This is a genomic window from Spirillospora sp. CA-142024 (assembly GCF_050942325.1).
GTDB lineage: Bacteria > Actinomycetota > Actinomycetes > Streptosporangiales > Streptosporangiaceae > Spirillospora.
This window is the reverse complement of sequence record NZ_CP192077.1, coordinates 5,401,242-5,422,660: the sequence shown is the minus strand read 5'-3', so window position 1 is coordinate 5,422,660 and position 21,419 is coordinate 5,401,242. Positions and strand designations below refer to the sequence as shown.

The 21,419-nt window shown below is 69.6% G+C and carries 19 protein-coding genes; 8 read left to right on the top strand and 11 right to left on the bottom strand.

The features are described from left to right. Positions 1 to 471: 471 nt before the first annotated feature. Positions 472 to 1,275: a polyphosphate kinase 2 gene (ppk2, locus tag ACQPZP_RS26035; protein WP_433472338.1), complete on the bottom strand. Its 804-nt coding sequence runs from the start codon at positions 1,273 to 1,275 to the stop codon at positions 472 to 474. Positions 1,276 to 1,428: 153 nt separating this feature from the next. On the opposite strand from ppk2, the gene ACQPZP_RS26030 reads away from it, so the two are divergent. After that, positions 1,429 to 1,566 carry a hypothetical protein gene (locus tag ACQPZP_RS26030; RefSeq protein ID WP_433472337.1) on the top strand — a complete coding sequence of 46 codons (138 nt, stop codon included), beginning with the start codon at positions 1,429 to 1,431 and terminating at the stop codon, positions 1,564 to 1,566. 294 nt (positions 1,567 to 1,860) lie between these two features. Here the strand turns inward: ACQPZP_RS26030 and ACQPZP_RS26025 are convergent, their stop codons facing one another. Then, positions 1,861 to 2,250 (bottom strand): YkvA family protein, encoded by a 390-nt coding sequence (locus ACQPZP_RS26025; RefSeq protein WP_433472336.1) that lies wholly within the window; start codon positions 2,248 to 2,250, stop codon positions 1,861 to 1,863. A gap of 420 nt (positions 2,251 to 2,670) precedes the next feature. Continuing rightward, on the bottom strand, positions 2,671 to 3,678 hold the full coding sequence (locus ACQPZP_RS26020; RefSeq protein WP_433472335.1) for a MarR family transcriptional regulator: 1,008 nt from the start codon (positions 3,676 to 3,678) through the stop codon (positions 2,671 to 2,673). Between the two features lie 260 nt (positions 3,679 to 3,938). Here ACQPZP_RS26020 and ACQPZP_RS26015 point away from each other — a divergent pair, with 260 nt between their 5' ends. Continuing rightward, positions 3,939 to 4,550 (top strand): PadR family transcriptional regulator, encoded by a 612-nt coding sequence (locus ACQPZP_RS26015; RefSeq protein ID WP_433472334.1) that lies wholly within the window; start codon positions 3,939 to 3,941, stop codon positions 4,548 to 4,550. A gap of 587 nt (positions 4,551 to 5,137) precedes the next feature. On the opposite strand, the gene ACQPZP_RS26010 is transcribed toward ACQPZP_RS26015, so the two are convergent. The 3 genes from ACQPZP_RS26010 to ACQPZP_RS26000 are packed head-to-tail and all read right to left on the bottom strand — an operon-like array spanning position 5,138 to position 7,655. Further along, positions 5,138 to 5,863, bottom strand: a complete 726-nt coding sequence (locus ACQPZP_RS26010; protein ID WP_433472333.1) for a hypothetical protein — start codon at positions 5,861 to 5,863, stop codon at positions 5,138 to 5,140. Further along, positions 5,860 to 6,720, bottom strand: a complete 861-nt coding sequence (gene folP, locus ACQPZP_RS26005; protein ID WP_433472332.1) for a dihydropteroate synthase — start codon at positions 6,718 to 6,720, stop codon at positions 5,860 to 5,862. The genes ACQPZP_RS26010 and folP overlap by 4 nt, the downstream gene beginning before the upstream one ends. Then, positions 6,714 to 7,655 carry a glucosyl-3-phosphoglycerate synthase gene (locus ACQPZP_RS26000; RefSeq protein WP_433472331.1) on the bottom strand — a complete coding sequence of 314 codons (942 nt, stop codon included), beginning with the start codon at positions 7,653 to 7,655 and terminating at the stop codon, positions 6,714 to 6,716. Before ACQPZP_RS26000 ends, folP begins: the two co-directional genes overlap by 7 nt. A 196-nt stretch (positions 7,656 to 7,851) precedes the next feature. Here ACQPZP_RS26000 and ACQPZP_RS25995 point away from each other — a divergent pair, with 196 nt between their 5' ends. Next, on the top strand, positions 7,852 to 9,999 hold the full coding sequence (locus tag ACQPZP_RS25995) for a (Fe-S)-binding protein (protein WP_433472330.1): 2,148 nt from the start codon (positions 7,852 to 7,854) through the stop codon (positions 9,997 to 9,999). A 145-nt stretch (positions 10,000 to 10,144) separates the two neighbouring features. On the opposite strand, the gene ACQPZP_RS25990 is transcribed toward ACQPZP_RS25995, so the two are convergent. Further along, complete coding sequence (locus tag ACQPZP_RS25990) at positions 10,145 to 11,299, bottom strand: acyl-CoA dehydrogenase family protein (protein WP_433472329.1); 1,155 nt, start codon at positions 11,297 to 11,299, stop codon at positions 10,145 to 10,147. 216 nt (positions 11,300 to 11,515) lie between these two features. Here ACQPZP_RS25990 and ACQPZP_RS25985 point away from each other — a divergent pair, with 216 nt between their 5' ends. Continuing rightward, entirely contained in the window at positions 11,516 to 12,301 is a 786-nt protein-coding gene (locus tag ACQPZP_RS25985; RefSeq protein WP_433472328.1) for a FadR/GntR family transcriptional regulator, read from the top strand. Between the two features lie 77 nt (positions 12,302 to 12,378). Here ACQPZP_RS25985 and ACQPZP_RS25980 read toward each other — a convergent pair whose 3' ends face one another. Together ACQPZP_RS25980 and ACQPZP_RS25975 are read right to left on the bottom strand one after the other, a co-directional pair. Beyond that, complete coding sequence (locus tag ACQPZP_RS25980; RefSeq protein ID WP_433479677.1) at positions 12,379 to 13,290, bottom strand: LLM class flavin-dependent oxidoreductase; 912 nt, start codon at positions 13,288 to 13,290, stop codon at positions 12,379 to 12,381. Between the two features lie 241 nt (positions 13,291 to 13,531). Next, positions 13,532 to 14,434 (bottom strand): crotonase/enoyl-CoA hydratase family protein, encoded by a 903-nt coding sequence (locus tag ACQPZP_RS25975; protein ID WP_433472327.1) that lies wholly within the window; start codon positions 14,432 to 14,434, stop codon positions 13,532 to 13,534. A 225-nt stretch (positions 14,435 to 14,659) separates the two neighbouring features. Between ACQPZP_RS25975 and ACQPZP_RS25970 the strand changes: the two genes are divergently transcribed. Genes ACQPZP_RS25970 through ACQPZP_RS25960 form a run of 3 tightly spaced genes read left to right on the top strand, consistent with a single transcriptional unit; the run spans position 14,660 to position 18,296 of the window. Then, positions 14,660 to 16,003: a hypothetical protein gene (locus ACQPZP_RS25970; RefSeq protein WP_433472326.1), complete on the top strand. Its 1,344-nt coding sequence runs from the start codon at positions 14,660 to 14,662 to the stop codon at positions 16,001 to 16,003. After that, entirely contained in the window at positions 16,000 to 17,424 is a 1,425-nt protein-coding gene (locus ACQPZP_RS25965; RefSeq protein WP_433472325.1) for an acyl-CoA reductase, read from the top strand. The genes ACQPZP_RS25970 and ACQPZP_RS25965 overlap by 4 nt, the downstream gene beginning before the upstream one ends. Beyond that, the gene (locus tag ACQPZP_RS25960; protein ID WP_433472324.1) at positions 17,421 to 18,296 is read left to right on the top strand and encodes an oxidoreductase; all 876 of its coding nucleotides are present in this window, start codon (positions 17,421 to 17,423) and stop codon (positions 18,294 to 18,296) included. Before ACQPZP_RS25965 ends, ACQPZP_RS25960 begins: the two co-directional genes overlap by 4 nt. A gap of 36 nt (positions 18,297 to 18,332) precedes the next feature. Here the strand turns inward: ACQPZP_RS25960 and ACQPZP_RS25955 are convergent, their stop codons facing one another. Together ACQPZP_RS25955 and ACQPZP_RS25950 are read right to left on the bottom strand one after the other, a co-directional pair. Next, positions 18,333 to 19,109, bottom strand: coding sequence for an enoyl-CoA hydratase/isomerase family protein (locus tag ACQPZP_RS25955; RefSeq protein ID WP_433472323.1), 777 nt, complete (start codon positions 19,107 to 19,109; stop codon positions 18,333 to 18,335). A gap of 26 nt (positions 19,110 to 19,135) precedes the next feature. After that, entirely contained in the window at positions 19,136 to 20,152 is a 1,017-nt protein-coding gene (locus ACQPZP_RS25950; RefSeq protein ID WP_433472322.1) for an LLM class F420-dependent oxidoreductase, read from the bottom strand. Positions 20,153 to 20,221: 69 nt separating this feature from the next. On the opposite strand from ACQPZP_RS25950, the gene ACQPZP_RS25945 reads away from it, so the two are divergent. Beyond that, positions 20,222 to 21,397 (top strand): acetyl-CoA C-acyltransferase, encoded by a 1,176-nt coding sequence (locus ACQPZP_RS25945; RefSeq protein ID WP_433472321.1) that lies wholly within the window; start codon positions 20,222 to 20,224, stop codon positions 21,395 to 21,397. Positions 21,398 to 21,419: the final 22 nt, after the last annotated feature.

Genomic DNA, 21,419 nt, shown 5'->3' with positions numbered 1-21,419 from the left:
CGGCAACCGGGATGCCGGTCACCGCGTCCCCGGCCAGCCAGGAACGGCGGTATCCGCGCAGCGACCCGATAACGACCGGCTGAAGGCCCGCGACCTCGCGTCAAACCGGCCGCAGCGGAACGCGCCCGTCGGCGGAAGGCGGACGTCTCGAGTTCGGGCCGGTGCTACGGCTCCATTGTCGGTGCCCGGGTGGCGCGAGGTGGGGGAGATCATCGCCATGTACAAGGTGTGCAGCGGGGCGGGCGGTTCATCGCATGGGCCATGCGTCCCAGGGCGGCCATCTCGACGGATCATGGAGATCGCGTCATGGAGTATCCGGCTTTCCTGGCTACGGAACAGGTTGGCGGTCAGGTCGTCGATGCCCGCGCCCCAGGGCGGGCTCCAGACGTCGCAAACGGCGACGGTGTTGTGCCGCAGCCGAGCATCTGCGAGCGCCCAGGGGCCTCGCTGGTCTGGGGCGGGGTGTGGGGGTCATCCGGGCAGGGTGGCGGAGTGGTCGGGCACGTAGGTCTGCATGTCGCGCGGTGACCGCTCGTAGCCCTTCGGAGGAGGCCGCTTGGGCAGCCGGAGGGCCGGGGGCTCCACCGTGTGGTGGGGGATCGTCGACAGCAGGTGAGCGATCATGTTGATCCGTGCGCGCCGTTTGTCCTCGCTCTCCACGACGTACCAGGGCGCCTCCGGAATGTCGGTGTGCAGGAACATCTCGTCCTTGGCGCGCGAGTAGTCCTCCCAGCGGGTGATGGACTCCAGGTCCATCGGGGAGAGCTTCCACCGTCGCATGGGGTCGTCCAGCCGGCTGCGGAAACGGCGCTCCTGCTCGGCGTCACTCACCGAGAACCAGTATTTGCGCAGCAGAATGCCGTCCTCGACCAGGAGCCGCTCGAAGATCGGGCACTGGTGGAGGAAGCGCATGTACTCCTGCTTGGTGCAGAAGCCCATGACGCGCTCGACGCCCGCCCGGTTGTACCAGGAACGGTCGAACAGGACGATCTCGCCGGCGGCGGGCAGGTGCTCGATGTAGCGCTGGAAATACCATTGCGTGCGCTCCCGGTCGGTCGGCGCGGGCAATGCCACGATCCTGGCGACGCGGGGGTTGAGGAACTCGGCGACCCGCTTGATCGTGCTGCCTTTGCCGGCCGCGTCCCGCCCCTCGAACACCACGACGACGCGGGCACCCTCGTTCCGCACCCATTCCTGCAGCTTCACCAGCTCTGCCTGAAGGCGGGCCAACTCCGGCTCGTACACACTTCGGGGGAGCCGCTTGGATTTGCTCATAGGGCATCCTTACCCGCGGCCGCGACGGCTGGGCGGCTGACACGGGCCGGCGCGACGTCCGCGACGGCAGATGAAGGCCTGGGGCCAAGTCGACTACCTGCAGGCGGCGGGGCCGCGACCCCACTCGGCTGGGCGCCGCCGAGTGCACCACTGATGCAGCAGGCCACCGCGCTGGCCGCCAAGTCCGACATCGCCGTCGCGACGGCTGCCGCCGCGGGCAATCGGGTCGTGTCGTTCATCCGCACCCCGACCAGACCGTCCTGCAGCTTCAGCGCCGGGATGCACAGTTAGACGTCAAGCCGTCCGCCGCCGCGCCTACTGGATCTTCAAGGTGTACCGGGACGAGGGCGCCTGCCAGGGGGCACCTGATGGCCCCGTACGGCGGCGCGTTCAACATCGCGCTCGCCCCGCTGATCGAGGAGGACGCCTCGGTGCCGGCCTCTTCGGGGTCGGGAGCAGTCGGCGGGGACGGTACTGCACTGCCGGAGGGTGCTGAGTTCGATCTTCACCCCCCCCGCGCTCACTTGGTTCGCGAAGCTGATCCTTCGGCGTCCATCGAGCAGGACCGGCAACGCTTCCGCATCGTCAGCGGCTTTCGCGCGCTGCTCGAGACCGCCGCGTGTGCTCTTGACCGAGGGCGAAGAGCAACCACGTGAGAGCGGTGGCGTCGTCGACGATCCCGATCGGCAGGAAGACGTCTGGGATCAGGTCGATCGGAGAGACGATGTAGATCGTCGCGATCACCATCGCGACGATCTTGCCGGTGGAAGTCCGGTAGTAGGCCTGCGCGGCCGTGCCGGGTGGCCCGACGCGGCGGCGTTTCCGTAGCCGCAGGATGCCCACGACCAACAGCGCCGCGCCGACAGCCATGACACCGGTTCCCACCACTGTGGCGTCGGCACCGCCCAGATCGCCGTCCATGGTGAGTGTGGGCACGGTGCCCGCAATGACGAGGACAAGCCCGAGCCAGACCATGCGCACCTCCGGGGGCGTATCTTCCGGTATTGCCGTCCCGGACGGTTTCACTCGACTTCGGGGATGCAAAGGTCAAGCTGCGGCAGACCATCGATCTCCAGGCCGTCGCTGTTGGCCTCCTTATATCCCGCGGGCCGGGCTTATCGGGTGGTCATGGCGAGGTATCCCTCTTCGAGGGCGGGTCCCATCGGCTTTCCCTGCGGGTCCGGTGCTGTGGGCGTCGCGATGCGGTAGCGCATGGCGCCCGCGCGTTGCGGTGCGGACACGACCGTGCCCTCGGCCGGGCGTGGCGGCAGCGGAAAGCCGTTTCGCGAGGGCATCACCGTGAGGGAGTCGCGAACGGCTGGCTGATCGGGAAAAGGCGTGACCTCTCGGACAAGACGTCACCGATCGGTCGGATTCTTCGCTGATCGCCGGACTTCATTCCTGCCGGTCCCGTTTCGTGGGGGCGTTGATCAGTGAGGTGCCGGCGGGTTGCAGGGTGTGGACGACGTGGGCTCCGCGGCGGACGGTGGTGATGAGGCCGGCGTCGCGGAGTACGCCGGTGTGCTGGCTGGCCGAGGCCAGGGAGATCCCGGTGCGGTGGGCCAGTTCGGTGGTGGTGCAGCCGCCGTGGGCGGCCAGTGCGGTCAGCACTGTGGTGCGGGTGCGGCCGAGCAGCGCGGCAAGGGGGTGTCGGGGGTCGCGTCGGGCGGGTGGGGTGAGCCAGTCCAGGTCGTGTTCGACGGGGAAGGCGATGACCGGGGGCAGTCCGGGGTCGTGGAAGGTGAAGGGGCGTCCCCAGCAGAAGAAGGATGGGAGCAGGCGTACCCCGCGGCCGTCCAGGTGGATGTCGTGGTCTCTGCTGTAGGGCAGTTTCAGCACCGGCGGTTCCCACCGCGCGGCGGGGTGCAGGTCGGTGAGGACCGCTTCGATCCCCGCGTGCAGGAAGGTTTTGCCGCGGACGGTGAGGTCGGCCTGCACGCAGGTGCGGATGCGGTTCCAGAACGGGGCCAGGGCGTGGGTGTGGTAGTCGCGCAGTGCTTGCCCGAGCCGGTGCAGTGCTCTGCGGGATCCGTCCGCCAGGTCGGCGACCGGGCCGCGCAAGGGTTGCTGCGCCGCCAGCGTGGTCAGGTCGTGGCGGATGCGCCGTCGCGGCGTGGCCAGCACCAGGTCCAGGCCGGTGCCCAGGTCGCCGGCCTGCCTGGCGGGGGTCAGGAAGTCCGGGGAGTAGCCGACCGGTGGTGCCAGGTGCGCAAGCCATCGCGTCGAGGCGGGCAGCCCCGCCCCGCCCACCGGCCGGACGCGCCGCCGCCAGCAGTCGAAGACCATCCGCCCCTCGGCATCGGTCAGTTTGTGCAGGCTGAGCAACAGCTCCCACATCGGTTCCGGGCCCGTGGCCAGCCGCGTCCGGCCCAGATCCTCACCCGTGAAGTGGATACGCAGCATGGAGCAGACCCTTCCCCCTGGGTGGTGTGCCGCCATCGAACCGAGAATGTTGAGGCGCCGCCGGATTGAGAGAGGCCGAGCCCGGCGCGTTACGCCCCCGCGACAACGCGCCGGGACTTTGGCCCGTCGGCAAGCGGTGAGTGGTCATGTGACCGAGATCGGCGATGAATACCGAACAGTAACTTTTGTGGAACACCCTCCTGGATACTCTGGATCGGAGTATTCATAAGATACTCCGGACCGGAGTATCGTCAAGGGGTATGACAGCCCGAGAACTCACCACCACCTCCTACGCGATCCTGTCGCTGCTGGGCGTGCGCTCCTGGACCACCTACGAGCTCAAGCAGCAGATGGACCGCAGCCTGCGGTCGATGTGGCCGCGCGCGGCCAGCGTCCTGTACGAGGAGCCGAAGAGGCTGGTGGAGCGTGGCCTGGCCCGCAGCCGTGTCGAGTACACGGGGCGGCGCCGCAGCACCGTCTACGAGATCACGCCGCAGGGCCGGGAGGCCCTGCGGGCCTGGCTGGACGAGCCGGGCGGCGCCGGGCCTGTGCTGGAGTTCGAGGCTTTGGTGAAGGTGGCCTTTGCCGACCACGGTGGTCTGGCGCAGCTGCGCGCGACACTGCGCGAGATCCGTGCCGACGCCGAAGGACGGCTGGCCGTCACCGCCGACCGGATGACCGAGTACGAGGCGACACGAGGCCCCTACCCCGACCGTCTTCCAGTGATCGCGCTGACCGCACGGCTGCTGCGTGAACAGAACGAGCTGCTGTTGCGCTGGGCGCAGTGGGCCGAGGCCGAGGTCGCGACGTGGACGGGGGTCACCCCGGAAACCGGCGCACGGGTGCCCCCGGACGCATTCAGCAACGGGTGAGCCCGGGCCGCGGTCGGGTACCGGGTCGGTTGGCGCGGCGTCCGTCCAGGTCAGCTTGTAGGGACAGACTCATGCGCCGGCTCAGCAGCGTCACCTGCGACTCCACGTGCAGCAACCGCCCCGCGACGAAGAGCGCAGCGCAGTCGTCCGCGAACGGGGTAGTGGCGACCAACCAGCGCTAGCCGGTTACACGGTCTGCGTGACAAGGCGGGTCCCCTTCACTCCTGCGTGAAGGGGCCCGGTTCCTTTTCGGCGGTCATCTCCCGAACGCTTCCCCAGGGGGCAGTCAGCGGGTGACGGTGCCCTCGGTGACGCTCTCGCCGAGCTGTGTCATGTGCCGCCAGGCTGGGGCACAAGCTGCCCGGGATGGCCGACGTCTACGAACACGTGACGCCGCCGATGAGGGAACAGGTCCTGCGGGCGCTGCAGTGGGCTGGGAGACCTCACTGCTGGCTCTGCGGTCCGACGAGCGGGACCGGCTCATCGCCAACCCGCCGGGACGCGGCAGTTCGGTGGGCGTGCTGCAACGTCAGGCCTGGCAGTGGGCGATGGCCAACCGTACGTCGGCTGGAGAGCTTCCTTCGTTCTTACGTCGCAGGGTTTCGCGCACCCGTCGGGGACGTCGCGGGCGCTTGCGGCATGGGTAGCCAGGTGAGGACGTGGTAGGCGACTCCGAAGGGGTCGTCGTCGTAGAGGCGGTTCGTCGTCCAGGAGGTGTTCTGGCAGGCGGATGCCATGACCTGCCAGGCGGCGCGCCCGGCGATGAGTTGGTTCGCGCAGTCCTGGGAGTCCAGGGCGAGCAGGGCGGCGGTGTCGGCGGTGTCGAGTGCGCGGGTGATGCGCGCGTCGAGGTCCAGTGCTCGCGGGTCGGTGTATCCAGGGGCCTTCTCGCCGCGGCGGGCGCTGCCGTCGGCGACGATCAGGAGGCCGGTGCGGCGCGGGGACGTGGCCAGCCGGCGGCCCAGTCCGAGGCACTCTTCGGTGGTGGCGTGCTCGTGGACACCGTGCAGGACGTACCGTCCAGCGGGCCCGTCGAGCAGTGAGCGGCCGATGGCGAGTGGCACCGGCAGCGGATCGGGCTCGGGACGGCGTAGGGGGCCGGGCGCCAGCCGTGCGGCCGGGTCGGGGGCGTCGCGGGGACAGGTCCCGGTGGCGGGGGCCGCGCCGATGACGATGAGTTCGTCGAGGCCGGTCAGGGCGGGGAGGGCGCTGCCGATCGCGGCCCGGACCTGTTCGACTTCGGGTACAGGTCGGCCGGTGAGTCCCGGGAGCAGCAGCGGAGCCTGGGGAACGCACACGACCGCGGCGATCACGCCAGTCCCCGGACGGTGCGGGCGGGTGATCGCAGGCCGCGGATGACCGCGATCATGTCCAGGAGCCGCCGGGTGGAGGTGATGTTGTGCGCGCGGAACACGCGGGCTCCCTGCCAGGCGCACACCGCGGTCGCCGCGAGGGTGCCGTGCAGCCGCTGGTCGACCGGGAGTCCGCCGAGGGACTCACCGACGAAGTCCTTGTTGGACAGCGACACCAGCACCGGCCAGCCGGTGGCCACCACCTCCTGCAGGCGACGGGTGACCTCCAAGGAGTGCCAGGTGTTCTTGCCGAAATCGTGCCCGGGATCGATGAGGACGCAGCCGGGGTCGACACCGGCGCGCACCGCGCGTTCGGCCAGCGAGGCGGTGCGGGTGATCACATCGGCGACGACGTCGTCGTACTCGACGCGGTGCGGGCGGGTCCGCGGCGGCAGGCCCCCCGCGTGGGTGCACACCAGGCCCGCGCCGAACTCGGCGGCGACCTCGGCCACGCCCGGGTCGACCCCGCCCCACGCGTCGTTGAGCAGGTCGGCACCCGCCGAACAGGCTTCCCGGGCCACCTCGTGCCGCCAGGTGTCGACGCTGATGATCAGGTCCGGGTACCGGTCGCGGACGGCCGCGACGAGCGGGGCGGTGCGGTCGATCTCCTCGGCAGCGTCCACCTCCGCGCCGGGGGCCGCCTTGACGCCCCCGATGTCGATGATGTCCGCGCCTTCGGCGACGACCTGGTCGACGCGTTGGATTGCCTGATCGAAGGCGAATGTCGCGCCCCGGTCATAGAAGGAGTCGGGGGTCCGGTTGACGATGGCCATGAGCAGCAGTTCGTCGCCGCTGAGCCGGTCGCGCAGCCTCAGCATGCGTTGCTCGCCTCCCCCCGGTGGTAGGCGGGTTCGGACCGTGCCGGGGAACGTTCCATCGTCGGCACCGTCCGTGTCGTCCACCCGCTGTCGGAGTCGAACTGCCGGAGCAGCGGGGTGAGCGCGCCGGTCCTGGACCACGCGCGGCGCCGGTGGACGACCGCCAGCAGCTCGGCCGCCATCACACCCAGCTCCTCCACGGGCCGCTGCCGGTGTCCCCGGGCGCCGAGGTCGACCTGGGCCAGCGCGGCGAGGCCGTGCCGCTGGTAGGTGTCCACCAGGCAGGCCAGCTCGACGCCGTACCCGACCGGAATCGGCAACGTCTCCAGCAGCGAGCGGCGCACCGCCCATTCGCCGGCCAGCGGCTGGACCACCGTCGCCAACTCCGGCCACAGCAGATTGAGCATCGGACGGGCCATCAGCTCGGTGACCCTGCCGCCCCGGTCTCCGCCCCCGGGGGCCGACAGGCGCCGGTAGAAGGCTTTCACCAGCAGCGTCTCCGGACGGGTGAGCAGCGGACCCAGCAACCCGACGACGAACCGGGAGGACCAGACGGTCAGGTCGGCGTCGACGAAGACCAGCACATCGCCCCGGGTCACGAACAGCGACTTCCACAGCGCCTCGCCCTTGCCGGGGAACCAGCCGGCCTCCGGCGCGACGGCCATGGTCCGATGGACCCTCGCCCCGGCCTTGGCGGCGATGCGTCCGGTGCCGTCACGGCTGTCGGAGTCCATGACGACCACCTCGTCCACCACCCCAGGCGCCGCCAGCTCGGCTACGATCCGCTCGACGATCGCGCCGACCGTGGCCGCCTCATCGCGCGCAGGGATCACCACGCTGACCGTCAGAGCCGACGCCTGCTTGGCCTCCAGGACACGCCCGAGTGGCCAGTCCGAACAGCTGGATGTCGCCTGGTGGAACCAGAGATCGGCCACGTCAGGCACGGCACCGGTTTCCATTCGAAACCCCCTTCAAAGCCTATACAACGGACGTGACCTGCCCGCCCGGAGGCGGGGCGTCCCCGGGATCTGCCGCACTCTCTCAGACTCATATTAGGTTAGATTATTTGACTAATGTCACCCTTGGTGAGTCTACTCTGACTGCCATCGCCGTACCCAGGAGGACGGAACCGTGTTCTGGATCACGTTGGTCATCGGGCTCGCCGGAACGGCGGTCGCTGTGGCGTTCGCCGGCCGGCGGGTGCTGTTCCTGTACGGGATCGCCACCAGCGGCCAGCCCGACCCCGAGCGGACGTTGCAGGTCAGGCGCGCGCCCAGGAAGGCCGTCGAGGGTCAGGCGGTGGAGGTGCTGGGGCAGCGCAAGCTGCTGAAATGGACGCTGGCGGGTGTTTCGCATGCCGCGGTGATGTGGGCGTTCATCTTGTTGATCACCGTGTATCTGGAGGCGGCGGTCGCGCTGCTGTTCGGGCTGGACGCCAAGATCCCCGGCTTGCAGACCTGGGGGCCGATCGGTTTCGTTCAGGACACCATCGCGCTGGCGTGCACCGCGGGGCTGATCGCGTTCACCGCGATCCGGATCAAGAACTCGCCCAAGCGGCTGGACCGCGGGTCGCGGTTCTCCGGTTCGCATCTGTCCGGCGCGTGGATCACGCTGTTCATGATCTTCAACGTGATCTGGACGATGTTCTTGTTCCGGGGGGTGGAGTGGGCCAGCGGCAACCTCCCCTATGGCCAGGGCGCCTACTTCTCCTACCTGGTCGGGCACCTGTTCGACGGGCTGAGCCACGACACGCTGGAGGTGCTGGAGTCGGTCGGGCTGCTGGCCCACATCGCGGTCGCGTTGATCTTCCTGGTCTTCGTCGTGCACTCCAAGCACCTGCACATCTTCCTGGCCCCGCTGAACGTGATGTTCAAGCGGCAGCCGGACGGCCTGGGCCCGGCGCAGCCGATGATGTCGGGCGGCAAGCCGCTGGACTTCGAGGAGGCCGACCCCGACACCGACGTGTTCGGCCGCGGCAAGATCGAGGACTTCACCTGGAAGGGTCTGCTGGACATGGCGACCTGCACCGAGTGCGGTCGCTGCCAGTCCCAGTGCCCGGCCTGGAACACCGGCAAGCCGCTGTCGCCCAAGATGCTGGTGCTGGAGCTGCGCGACCACGCGCTGGCCAAGGCGCCGTACTTCACCGCCTCGCAAGAGCAGCGGGAGAAGTTCACCGACGCCCAGAAGCTGGCCATGCAGGTGGACACCGAGCTGGTCGGTGAGGGCGGCGTCATCCACCCCGACGTGCTGTGGTCGTGCACCAACTGCGGCGCCTGCGTCGAGCAGTGCCCGGTCGACATCGAGCACATCGACCACATCCTGGACATGCGCCGCTTCCAGGTCATGATCGAGTCCTCGTTCCCGTCCGAGGCCGGCGTCATGCTGAAGAACCTGGAGAACAAGGGCAACCCGTGGGGCATGTCGGAGACCAAGCGCCTGGAATGGGTCCAGGAGCTGGACTTCGAGGTCGACGTCGTCGACGACAAGGTCTCGCAGGACACCGAGTACCTGTTCTGGGTCGGCTGCGCCGGCGCGCTGGAGGACCGGGCCAAGAAGACCACCAAGGCCGTCGCCGAGCTGCTGCACATCGCGGGTGTCAAGTTCGCCGTGCTGGGCCCGATGGAGGCGTGCACCGGTGACCCGGCCCGCCGCCTGGGCATGGAGTTCGTCTTCCAGATGCTCGGCCAGCAAAACGTCGAGACGTTGAACGACGCGGGCGTGACGAAGATCGTCGCGACCTGCCCGCACTGCTTCAACACCCTGGCCAACGAGTACCCGCAGATCGGCGGGAACTATCAGGTCGTCCACCACACCCAGCTGCTCGCGCACCTGGTCGAGGAGGGCAGACTCACCCCCCTCGCCCCGATCGAGGAGAACATCACCTACCACGACCCCTGCTTCCTGGGCCGCCACAACAAGGTCTACAAGCAGCCGCGCGACATCATGGCGACCGTCCCCGGGGTGAAGACCCAGGAGATGCACCGGCACAAGGACCGCGGTTTCTGCTGCGGCGCCGGCGGCGCCCGGATGTGGATGGAAGAACGCATCGGCAAGCGCATCAACACCGAGCGCGTGGACGAGGCCCTGCAGACCGACCCCGACACCGTCTCCACCGCCTGCCCGTTCTGCCTGGTGATGCTGGGCGATGCGATCAACGAGAAGAAGAACCAGGGCGCGGCCAAGGAATCGCTGGAGGTCGTGGACGTCTCCCAGCTGTTGATCCGCTCCATCAAGGGCGAAGGCACCACCCCCGAAAAGGAACCCGCCACCACCGAATAGGACCGAGAGGTTACGGAGGGCGGCCTGGAGACCGCTGGCGGAGCGAGGCCCAGGGACCTTCTGCACCTGGGCGAGCCCTGGCAGACCGTGGCCTTCCAAGTTCGAATATGACGAGCTCCCGGTCAGGTGGGCGGATGCCGGGCGGTCATGACGAGGCCCCGCCGCCACCTGCGCCGGCGAACAGTTCGCGGCCCATGATGATCTGCTGGATCTCCGCCACCCCTTGGGCGACGTCGAAGAACACCGACTCGCGGTACAGACGCTCCACGACCATCTCCTTGGTGAGTCCGTACGCGCCGCATACGTGGAGGGCGGCTTGGGCGGCCTCGCGTGCGGCTCGTCCCGACACGAGGCGGGCGGCGGCGGCCTCCGCAGTGGCGCTCTCTCCCCGGTCGAGGATGTCGGCACAGGTCAGGACCAGGGATTCGGCGCCGGCGACGTCCGCGGCCGCCTTCCCGAGGAGTGCTTGCACGGTGGGGAAACGTCTGCCTATCGGCGTGCCGCGGTATTCGCGGGTCAGAGCGTATGCGGCGGCCTCCTCCAAGGCCCGTGTCCCGATCCCCACGCAGATCGCGGACGCGCGCACCTTGCCGAACGCCTCGCCGGCCAGCATCACCTGGAACCCGCCGTCCAACTCGCCCACCAGGCTGTCGCCGTCCACCCGAACGTCATCCAGGGTGACCGGCCGGGCCTCGGTCCCGCCCATCGACAGCACTTCGCTCGGTCGGCCGACCTGCCAGCTCGGCAGCGACGTGTCGACGAGGAACGCGCTCAGGCCCCTGTCGGACGTCCGGGCGAACACGAGCGCCACCTGAGCCTGTTCGGAAAAGGAGATGAACTGCTTGGCCCCCGACAGCGTCCAGCCTGTGCCGTCACGCCGGGCCCACGTGGTGATCTGACGGGGGTCCGAACCGGTCGCCGGCTCGGTGAACGCCCATGCCGCCATCAGCTCACCGGAGACCAGCCCGGGGACGAAGCGCTCGATCTGCGCGGGCGTGCCGTGCTTGATCAGGGTCATCGCCACCTGGACGGTGGTGCCGGGGTAGAGCGCGGCGACGGCGCAGTGCCGCGCCACCTCCCGGCTCGCCACCATGTAGGCGCGCACCGTCCCGCCATCGCCGCCGTACTGATCGGCGAACGGCAGGCGGGTCAATCCCAGCTCGCGTACCGCCTGCCACAACTCGTGAGAGAAGTGCTGGTCTTGATCGACCCCACGGGCCAATGGGGCGATCGTCTTGGCAGCCTGCCCGTCGACCGCGGCCCGCAACTCCTCCAGCTCCGGCTCTACTCGAAGTCTCACAGCGCCCCTCATGGGTCGGTAGTGCGGTCATCCGTTCCCGCCACTGAGCGGGCGCTTCACCGGGCCGGCGCATCCAGTACGACCTGGAGGCCGCACTCACAGTTCAGTTATAACAGAAGAAAGAGATAACTTATTTAATTTCTGCTACTCTAGCTGCCATGAGTGCTGATACTGCGCCGACCTCCCTCTGCGGTGCAGAGTGGGAGGCGGGGGAGCGTGACTGAGCCCGCCGGGTCTGCGACGGGGCCGGGAATGCTGGGCCATCGCGTCCGTGTCCCCAAGATGGCCGAGCTGGTCGCCGCGCAGCTGCGCCGCAAGATCGTGCGCGGCGAACTGGCCGGCGGGGAGGCCCTGCCTGCCGAGACCGCGCTGATGGAGGAGTTCTCGGTCTCGCGGCCGACGCTGCGCGAGGCCTTCCGGGTCCTGGAGTCCGAGGCGCTGATCAGCATCCGGCGCGGCGCCCGGGGCGGCGCGCGGGTCCAGGTGCCGCAGGGAGAGGTCGCGGCCCGGTACGCCGGGCTGGTGCTGCAGTACCGCGGCACGACGCTCCAGGACCTCTACGAGGCGCGAAACCTGATCGAGACTCCCTGCGCAGGGCTCCTCGCGCGGCGGGCCACCGAGTCCGACCTCGACAGGTTGCGCACCGCGGTGCGCGAGGCCGAGCTGCTGATCGATGATCCGCCGTCGTTCATCCGCGCGCACATGCAGTTCCACGCGCTGGTGGTCGATCTGTCGGGGAACGAGACCATGAGGGTGCTCAACGGCATGGTCCGGCACATCATCGACCAGGCGAACTGGTCGCATGTGGACCTCGACGCGGGCAGCCCCGAGAACATCGTGGCGAACCAGGAGGGTTTCCGGGCGCACGTCCGGCTGGTGGAACTCGTGGCCGCGCGGCAGGCAGAGGCCGCCGAGGACCTGTGGCAGGCCCACCTCCAGGCCGCGGCGGAGTACCTGCTGCTCAATGAGTCGATGACCACGGTGCTCGACCTGCTGGGCTGAGGAGGCACCGGCCGAGCCCGCCGTGCTCAATGGGCCACGGCCGGGACGGCCTCGTCCGACAGCCGCGAATGGTCGAATCAGGAGGTGGCCGGCGCTCCTCGCAGGAGGGCGCGCACGGCGAGGGCGCCTTCGATGGTCGTTCGAGCGTCGGCGTCGCCCGCGATCAGGTTGAAGGACCGGCAGCCTGCCCGCACGTAAGGCCGCAAGCCTGCCGCCACGTCCTCCGGAGTGCCGTACGGGCTGTAACGCTCGAATTTCTCGAAAGGGGTCCGGTAGAGCTGCTCCATCGTGTTGGCGAGCGCGGGACGCGCCTTCCTTGGGGTATCGGCGAAACCGCACCAGACGTGCATGCCGTGCAGCCGGCGATCCACCTGGCGGCCGTAGTCCGAAGCGAGCTCGGTGATCCGGTCGCAGGACGCCGCATACCGTTCTGCGGTGGTCCACAGCCCGAGCCAGCCGTCGCCGTGCATCGCCACACGGCGCAAGGCGGCGTCGGACCGGCCACCGATCACGATGGGCACGGACGCCGTCGGCGCCGGCCGTACGCTCACGTCGTCGAACTGGAAGAACTCGCCCGACGCGGTCACCGGCCCGCCGCCGAGCAGGGACCGGACCAGCGTGATCGCCTCGTCCATTCGACGGCCGCGCGTCGCGGGGTCGACACCGCACGCACGGAACTCGGCGGGATCCTCGCCGCCCAGACCGACTCCGAAGATCACCCGGCCGGGAGCCAGGCCCGCCAGGTACACGACCTGCCGCGTCACCGGAACGGGGTGGCGCAAGGGCAGCAGATAGACCGCCGTTTGGACGGTGATGCGTGTGGCCAGTGCCGCCAGCGCGGTGGCCTGGAGGAGCCCGTCGAAGCCCTGACCTCCCTTGAAGGTGACGTGATCACCGACGAAGAGCCGGTCGATTCCAGCCTCCTCGGCGTCCGCCACGAACCCGCGTAGTGCCGCCGCATCGTGGAAGAGCTCGTGAGGTACGCGCACGCCGATGGTGATCTGATCTTTCAACTTTCTCCGTCCCGTGGAAATGAAGGGCAGCCCGGTCAGGCGCCCATGCTGAGACCACCGTCCACAGTGATCACCGCCCGGATCGCCTCCTGCGCCGACGCGACCATCGCGTTGGCCCGCCGTCCGCCCTCACCTTCCCTTCGAGCAGGCGCGGCCGTCTCGTTCCGGGCGTAGACCGCGGCAACCAGGTCCGCCTCATGCCCATCGGGAGAGGCGATCACGGGCGTGCCGCTCTGCCCAGCTTGGCGCGCAGCGCCTCGCGTTGGTGGGGACTGCCCACGTTCTGCTCCATGAACGCGCGCTCGGCGCGGAATCCCGCCATCATCGCCTGGTCGTCCCAAGCCCGGTTCAGCATGCTCTTGGCGGCGCGCACCGCGTCGGGGTTGCGGCCGGCGATCTGCGCGGCGATCGACAGGGCATCCTCCCGCGGGTCGGCGCACACCCGTGTCGCCAGGCCGATACGGACGGCTTCCTCGCCGGTGACCTCCCTGGCCGTGAGGGTGAGTTCCTTGGCGACGTCCAGCCCGACGAGTCGCGGCAGGATCTGCGTGCCGCACATGTCGGGTGTCAGTCCCCAGCCCATCTCCAGGACGCCCATGCGCGCGTCCGGTGTCACCAGCCGGATGTCGGCGCCGAGGGCCAGTTGTAGCCCGCCACCGAGCGCGTATCCATGAACGGCGGCGATGACCGGTACCTCGTGCACCTGCCACACCCAGACGGCTTTCTGGCCCCGCCCGAGACGCAGGCCAGGGATGTCGAAAGCGCCTGTTCCGGGGGCCGGCGCCTCTCCGCCATCGGTGTCCTGCACCGCCGCGGGCCGCCAGGGCCGGTCATCTGCCTGGGCCTGGAAGGCGGTGCGGTCCAGTCCGGCGCAAAAGGCGCGGCCCTCACCGGACAGGACGATGGCCCGCAGCCCCGGCTCGTGCCGGAGACGCTCGCCGACCTCGATCAGCTCGGCGAACATCGTGTCGTCGAGCGCGTTGAGCTTGCCCGGGCGGTTGAGGCGCACGTCGGCCACCCCGTCTTCGAGCCTGCAGAGCACCCGATCCATGGCCATCTCCTCGCCAGCGTCAAAACTGGTTAATTTATATAACCTAATTTTCCGCAGGTTGAACGTCAATGACCGGCTCCCGCCATCGCCGGCCTCTCGGCTCTCGGGAGCGGTCGGGCGCCCTCCGGAGCCTGGGAGTCCTGACGACGGCCGGTGAGGAGCGCGCCGGGACGAGGGGGCGTTGACACGGTTCGGGTGCGTCCCTAACCTCAATATAGTTAAATCTTTCAGATTCGATACTTGAATCTAAGGACACTGCCATCCGTCGGGGCCGGGTGGGCTGAGGAGGAGACCGTGACCAGCGCTCGGGAGACCCTGAAGAGCTTCGTCGGCTCCGCCGACCCGTTCGACGGACCGTCGGACGAGGTGCGGACCCTCCAGTTGGAGGCCGCCCGGGAGTGCTTCGACGAGCATCGCGAACGCATACCGCTACTGCGCCGCCGCGCGGACGACGTGGGCGTGAAGGAGATCCGCGCGGAGGCGGACATCGTTCCGCTGCTGTTCTCCCACACCAGCTATAAGTCCTACCCCCTCTCCTACATCACCGGGGGACACTGGGACCGCCTGCTGCGCTGGTACTCGACCGTCTCGGTGGTCGAGCCGGACGAGGTGGACGTCGAGGGCGTCACCGACGTCGACGACTGGATCGCGCGCGTCGCCGCAGCCGGGCACCGGGTCTACATCACCAGCGGCACCTCCGGCAAGGTCTCGCTGCTCAACACCACGACCGAAGACCGGGACTGGCTGCTGAAGATCATGGCCAACCTCACGTGCTGGCCGCGTCCCCTGCCGCCCGAGCGCACCCGCCGCGGGTACATCCTCGCTCCCGCGAGCGGGCCGCTGCGGTCCATCGACGGCTTCCGGATGCACGCCGATCTGTTCGTGAAGGAAGGGGAGCTGCGGCTGCTGACCGAAGATCCCCTGCGGCTCTCGGAGCTGATGCGCAGTGAGCTGCTCCGCAAGAAGATGGTCGAGGGAACCGCGACCGCGCAGGAGGTCAAGGAGTTCGAGAACGCCTCCGGCGGACGCGAGGAGGAGATGCAGGCCGCGCTGGACGGACTGATCGACGACATCGTCGAGAACCGGGCCGAGCCGCTGCTCATCGCCGCGATGAACAACCAGCAGTGGGCCCTGATCCAGGGGATGCGGTCGCGCGGTGTGCCGGACGGGGGATTCCATCCCGATTCGATGGTGCTCGCCGGAGGCGGCAACAAGAACAAGGTCCTGCCCGAGGACTACATGCAGCAGTTCGCCGATTTCTACGGTGACGTCCGCAGAGTACGGAGCTACGGCATGACGGAGATGCACGGGACGTGCATGTCCTGTGAGGAGGGCCGCTACCACGTGCCGGCGTGGATCGTCCCGCTCATCCTGGACGAGCCGGGAGAACGGCTGCTCAACGAACGCGGCGGGGTGGTCGAGGGACGGTTCGCCTTCCTCGACCTGTCCATGGGGGGCCGCTGGGGCGGTCTGATCACCGGCGACCGGGTGAACGTCGACTTCTCGGCCTGCGCGTGCGGGAGGACCAGTCCCGCGGTGCTGCCGAACATCACGCGGTACGGCGACCTCGGCGGCGAGGACAAGATCACCTGTGCGGCGACGCTCGACTCTTACGTGAGGGGGATGATCCAGGCATGAGCGGCGCGGTGCTTTCCGGGCCCGGGACCGGCGGTGAAACGGTGCGGGCCGGCGGGCCGGTTCCCGTGGTCCACGTCGTCCAGGGCGTCGTCGTCCAGGGCGCGCACATCGTCCACGGCCGCGCGGGGTCCGAGTTCGCCACGCCCGCGCTCGATCTGGACCGTCTCGTGTGGCCCAGGGCGGAGCCGGGACCGGCGTTCGACGTGCCCGTCGCCGAGATCGTCGATCTGCTGGTGGAGACCGGCGAACGGCTCAAGGCCGACACGGACGGGCTGCTCGCCGAGGCGCTGGAGCACATGGTCGAGGTCAGCCCGTTGCCGCGGGAGGTCCTGGAGCGGGCGTACGCGCTGCTGTGGCGCAGCTTCCAGCGCCCGCAGATCCAGGTGCAGATCGACAACGAACTCGGCGGCTCCGACGTGCTCGACGGCTGGCGGGAGGTGTCGCTGCCGGGCGGACGCGTCGGTTCCATCAGAGCGTTCCCGCCGCGCCTGGTGCACATCCTGGCGGGCAACGCTCCCGGTGTGGCGGCCATGTCCATCGTGCGGGGCGCGCTGACCAAGGGCGTGAACCTGCTCAAGCTGCCCTCCAACGACCTGTTCACCGCCACCGCCATCCTCCGCACGATGCTCGCGCTCGCCCCCGGGCATCCGGTGGTGCGCTCCTTCTCGGCGGCGTACTGGAGGGGCGGGGACGAGAGCGTGGAGAGCACGATCTTCCGCGCGCAGTTCTTCGACAAGCTGGTCGCGTGGGGCGGCGAGGCCACCATCCGCGGCGCCCTGAAGTACGTCGGCCCGGGGTTCGAGCTGGTCTCCTTCGATCCCAAGTCGTCGATCTCGTTCGTCGGCCGTGAGGCGCTGGCCTCGGACACGGCTCTGGAGGAGGCCGCCGAGGCGGCCGCCGCCGACGCCACGTTCTTCAACCAGGCCGCGTGCGTGGCCAGCCGCTTCCAGTTCGTGGAAGGAACGGTGGAGAACGCCGACCGCTTCGCCGCGGCCCTGTGCGAACGGCTGGGGGTGGCGCGCGAGTTCTCCTCCGCCGGCGGTCCGAAGATCGGCGGCGAACTCCGCGAGGAGATCGAGGTGCTGCGCGAGCTGGAGGACGACTACCGGGTCTGGGGCGGCTATGACGGCCGCGGCCTGGTCATCCGCTCGCCCGAGCCGGTGGAGTTCCATCCCGACGGCAAGATCGTGAACGTCGTCGCCGTCCCGTCGCTGGCCGACGCGGTCTCCTACGCGGGCGTCGCGACGCAGACGGTCGGCGTGTACCCGGCCGCGCGCAAGGCGGAACTGCGTGACGCCCTGGCGTCCGCGGGCGTGCAGCGCGTGGTGCCGCTCGGCGGTGCGGGCGGCATGCCGCCCGGGCTCTCACACGACGGCTTCTATCCGCTGCAGCGCCTCATGCGATGGGTGAACGACGAATGAGCGACCGGGTGCGGGCGAGGCACTGGATGATCAGCGGTGTGTCGAGCGGGTTGGGCAGGGCGCTCGCCGAGACCGTGCTCGAACGCGGCGGGACCGTGGTCGGGACCCTCCGTGACCAAGGACAGGTGGCCGGCTTCGAACGGCTTGCCCCGGGCCGTGCCTTCGCGGTCCTGCTCGACGCCACTGATCCGGCGGAGATCCTGGCCGAGCGAGCCGCCGATGCGGTGCGCCTGGCCGGCCACATCGACGTTCTGGTCAACAACGCCGGCTACGGCCTGCTGGGCGCGGTCGAGGAGGTGAGCGAGGACGAGATCAGGCATCAGATGGACACCAACTTCACCGGCCCGCTCCGGCTCGTCCGGGCGCTCCTCCCGCACTTCCGCGAGCGACGGCAGGGCCATGTCGTGAACGTCAGCTCGATCGCCGGATTCACCGGCCAACCTGGACTGGGCGTTTACAACGCGTCCAAGTTCGCGCTCGAAGGGCTGTCGGAGGCTCTGCGGCTGGAACTCGGACCGTTCGGCATCGGCGTCACCATCGTCGAGCCGGGAGCGTTCCGCACGAGATGGGCGGGACCGGGGCTGCGGCGAGCCGAGCGGCGTCTTCCCGAGTACGAGCTCGTCACGGCCGTGCGGGGGAGCCTGGACCGGCTGGACGGCGTGCAGCAGGGCGACCCCCGGCGCGCCGCGGCGGCGATCATCAGGGCCGTGGAGGCACCGGAACCGCCCGGCCGGTTGCCGTTGGGAGCCGACGCCGTGAAAGCGGTCCGCGGCAAGCTCGCCGCGGTTGCGAGCGAGCTGGACGACTGGGAGGAAGCAGCCGCGTCCACGGCGTTCGAGCCTGCCGCGCGGATCGAAGGGCGGGCACCCTAGAAGGGCCGATCACGCGCGTGCGGCGGTGGTGAGGCGTCACCGGCCGGTCCATCTCGGGGACCGTTTCTCGCTGAACGCGCGTGGCCCTTCAAGCGCATCCGCACTCTTCGTGATCTCGTCGTGGGAGGTGTCGTTCAACGCCCATGCCTCCGGCTCGGGGAGGCGCGCGGACATGTGCACCAGGGCTTTGCTCGCGCGGACCGCGAGCGGGGCGTTGGCGGCGATGCGCGAGGCGAGTTCCACGGCGGCCGTGAGAGTTTCCGCCGGGCGCACGACCAGGTTGACCAAGCCCCACTCCTGGGCGGTCGCGGCGTCGATGGGTTCGCCCGTCAGAAGGAGCTGGAGGGCGCGCCGGGGACCGACGAGCCCCGGCAGCCGTACCAGACCGCCGCCGCTGGCGAGCACGCCCCGCTTGACCTCGGGCAGTGCGAATCGCGCGTGCTCGCCGCACACCACGAGATCGCACGCCAGCGCCAGTTCCAGGCCGCCGCCGTAGGCCAGTCCGTTGACCGCCGCGATCATCGGCGTCGCGATCCGGTCCCGGACCAGTTCCGAGACGACGCGCGGCCCGGGGACGGTGGTGGCCGGGCGCCCGGCCAGCTCGTGCAGATCGCCTCCCGCGCAGAAGGCGCGTCCGCCCGACCCGGTGATGACGATCACCCGCACGGACGGGTCGGTGTCCGCGGCCGCCAGCGCCCGCTTGGTGCGGAGCGCCAGCCCGGTCGTTATCGCGTTCAGCGACCGGGGCCGGTTGAGGGTGAGGACGCGGACGGGCCCATGGTCTGCGACGAGCAGCTCGTCGCGGTCCGCCACTGATTCCGCACTGGTAGGCGAAGTGGTCACTTGAGCCCGGCGAGGACGGACGTCCACTGGTCGATGTCGTGTTCGTATGGGGCGTAGAACTGGAAACGGGTCACCAGGTCGCCGAAGCGCTCGGTGAGGACGGCGGCGATCCGGTCAGGGGGCCCGACGACCGCGAAGGTGTTGAGCACCTCGTCGTCGATCGCGTCTCCCATCTTGGCCCATCTGCCCGGGTCGTCGCCGCGTGACAGGGCGTGCAGCTCGTCGCCCAGCGCGCCCCACCCGTGCAGTTCGAGGACGCCGCGGTAGGCCGGAGTGCTGGCGTAGAAGGCGATCTGGTTCCGGACGGCGCGGACGGCGGTGGCCAGCGATTCCTCGGTCGTCCCGGTGGCGGTCAGCGGCAGACCGATGACCTCGAAGCCGTTCATGGAACGGCCGGCCTTCTCCCGCCCCTGGCGCACGGTTGGCAGGGTGACCTCGCGGATGTAGCGCTCGGTGGTGAAACCGTGCAGGAGGATCCCGTCGCAGACCTCGCCGGCCACCCGGCACATGGACTCGCCCACGGCCGCGATGACGATCTTTGGAGCCGTGGTCGGGAGCGGGCCGGGGGAGAAGAACGGCGTCATGAGGGTGTGGCGGTAGAACTCGCCTTCGAAGTTCAGCCTGGAGCCGTTCTGCCAGCTGTCCCAGATGGCGCGGATCGCGGCCACCAGCTCGTGCATGCGGGCGGCGGGCCTGCTCCAGGGCATCGAGAAGCGCCGCTCGATGTGCGGCTTGACCTGGCTGCCGAGACCGAGGGTGAAGCGGCCCTCGGTGTAGCGCTGCAGGTCCCACGCCGTGTACGCGAGGGTCATCGGTGATCGCGCGAACGCGACGGCGATCGCCGTGCCCAGTTCCAGCCGCCGGGTGGACTGCGCCGCGGCGACCAGCGGGAGGAAGGGGTCGTGTGCGGACTCCGAGGACCACAGGCCCGCGTACCCCCGCCTCTCGTGCTCGGCGGCCGCCGCCGCGATCCGCTGGAGTGACCCGCTGATCAGTTTCCCGTCTGCACGCATGCGGCAAGTATAGATGAAATAGCTGATATAGTTAAATGATTGAGGTGTTGACTGGAGTGGAGGAGACACATGTCGAACGTCGTCATCGTGGAGGCCGTGCGCTCGGCCGTCGGTAAGCGGCGGGGCGGTCTCTCCCGCCATCCGGCTCCGGATCTCTTCGGCGACGTCCTCGCCGGCCTCGTCGCCCGTGCGGGCGTGGACTCGTCCATCGTCGACCAGGTGACCGGTGGATGCGTGAGCCAGGTCGGGCAGCAGTCGGGCAACATCACTCGCACCGCCTGGCTCGCGGCGGGGCTCGACCAGCGGGCCGCCGCCTCGACGGTCCACGCGCAGTGCGGGTCGTCCCAGCAGGCGTTCACCCTCGCGTACGGCCTCGTCGCGGGCGGTGTGGCCGAGGTGGCCGTCACGGGCGGCGTGGAATCGATGAGCCAGGTTCCCATGGGGTCGAGCGCCATGCCCGAGCTGGGGCCGGCCAGGACGCCCCGCTACGAGGCCCACTACGAGATCACGACGCAGTTCGAGGCGGCCGACCGCATCGCCGAGGCGTGGGGGCTCACTCGCGCCCGGCTTGAGGAGTTCGCCGTCCTCTCCCAGGCGCGGGCCGCCGCGGCGATCTCCGAAGGCCGGTTCGCGGCCCAGATCGTACCGGTGGAGGCACCCGTCGCCGACGAGGACGGGAAGATCGTCGGCGCGACGACCATCGACACCGACGAGGGGCCCCGCCCGACGACGCCGGAGGGCCTGGCCGGCCTGCGGGTGAACCAGAGGGACCGCCCCGGCGCGCTGCACACTGCCGGGACGTCGTCGCAGATCTCGGACGGCGCCTCGGCGCTGCTCCTCATGACCGAGGAGCAGGCAGGTCGGCTGGGCCTGACGCCCCGCGCCCGCGTCGTCGACTCCTTCATGACCGGCAGCGATCCGGTGATGCTGCTGACCGGGCCGATCCCGGCGACCCGCGCCATCCTGGAGCGCACGGGGCTCACCCTGGACGACATCGACGTCGTGGAGATCAACGAGGCGTTCGCATCGGTCGTGCTCGCATGGCAGCACGAACTCAAGGCCGACCTCGCCAAGGTCAACGTCAACGGGGGTGCGATCGCGCTCGGCCACCCGCTCGGCGCAACGGGCGGTGTGCTGCTGACCAAGGCCCTCCACGAACTGGAGCGGACGCGGGGCCGGTACGGCCTGGTCACGATGTGCGTGGGAGGCGGCATGGGCACCGGGACGATCATCGAGCGGCTCTGACCGAGCCGCCCCGAGGCGGTTC

Coding starts and splice junctions, on each gene's coding strand:
- ppk2 (WP_433472338.1), bottom strand. CDS start 1,275: ATGAGCAAATCCAAGCGGCTCCCCCGAAGTGTGTACGAGCCGGAGTTG.
- ACQPZP_RS25960 (WP_433472324.1), top strand. CDS start 17,421: ATGAGCGACCGGGTGCGGGCGAGGCACTGGATGATCAGCGGTGTGTCG.
- ACQPZP_RS25945 (WP_433472321.1), top strand. CDS start 20,222: ATGTCGAACGTCGTCATCGTGGAGGCCGTGCGCTCGGCCGTCGGTAAG.
- ACQPZP_RS26015 (WP_433472334.1), top strand. CDS start 3,939: ATGACAGCCCGAGAACTCACCACCACCTCCTACGCGATCCTGTCGCTG.
- ACQPZP_RS26020 (WP_433472335.1), bottom strand. CDS start 3,678: ATGCTGCGTATCCACTTCACGGGTGAGGATCTGGGCCGGACGCGGCTG.
- ACQPZP_RS25965 (WP_433472325.1), top strand. CDS start 16,000: ATGAGCGGCGCGGTGCTTTCCGGGCCCGGGACCGGCGGTGAAACGGTG.
- folP (WP_433472332.1), bottom strand. CDS start 6,720: ATGCTGAGGCTGCGCGACCGGCTCAGCGGCGACGAACTGCTGCTCATG.
- ACQPZP_RS26030 (WP_433472337.1), top strand. CDS start 1,429: ATGCAGCAGGCCACCGCGCTGGCCGCCAAGTCCGACATCGCCGTCGCG.
- ACQPZP_RS26025 (WP_433472336.1), bottom strand. CDS start 2,250: ATGGTCTGGCTCGGGCTTGTCCTCGTCATTGCGGGCACCGTGCCCACA.
- ACQPZP_RS25950 (WP_433472322.1), bottom strand. CDS start 20,152: ATGCGTGCAGACGGGAAACTGATCAGCGGGTCACTCCAGCGGATCGCG.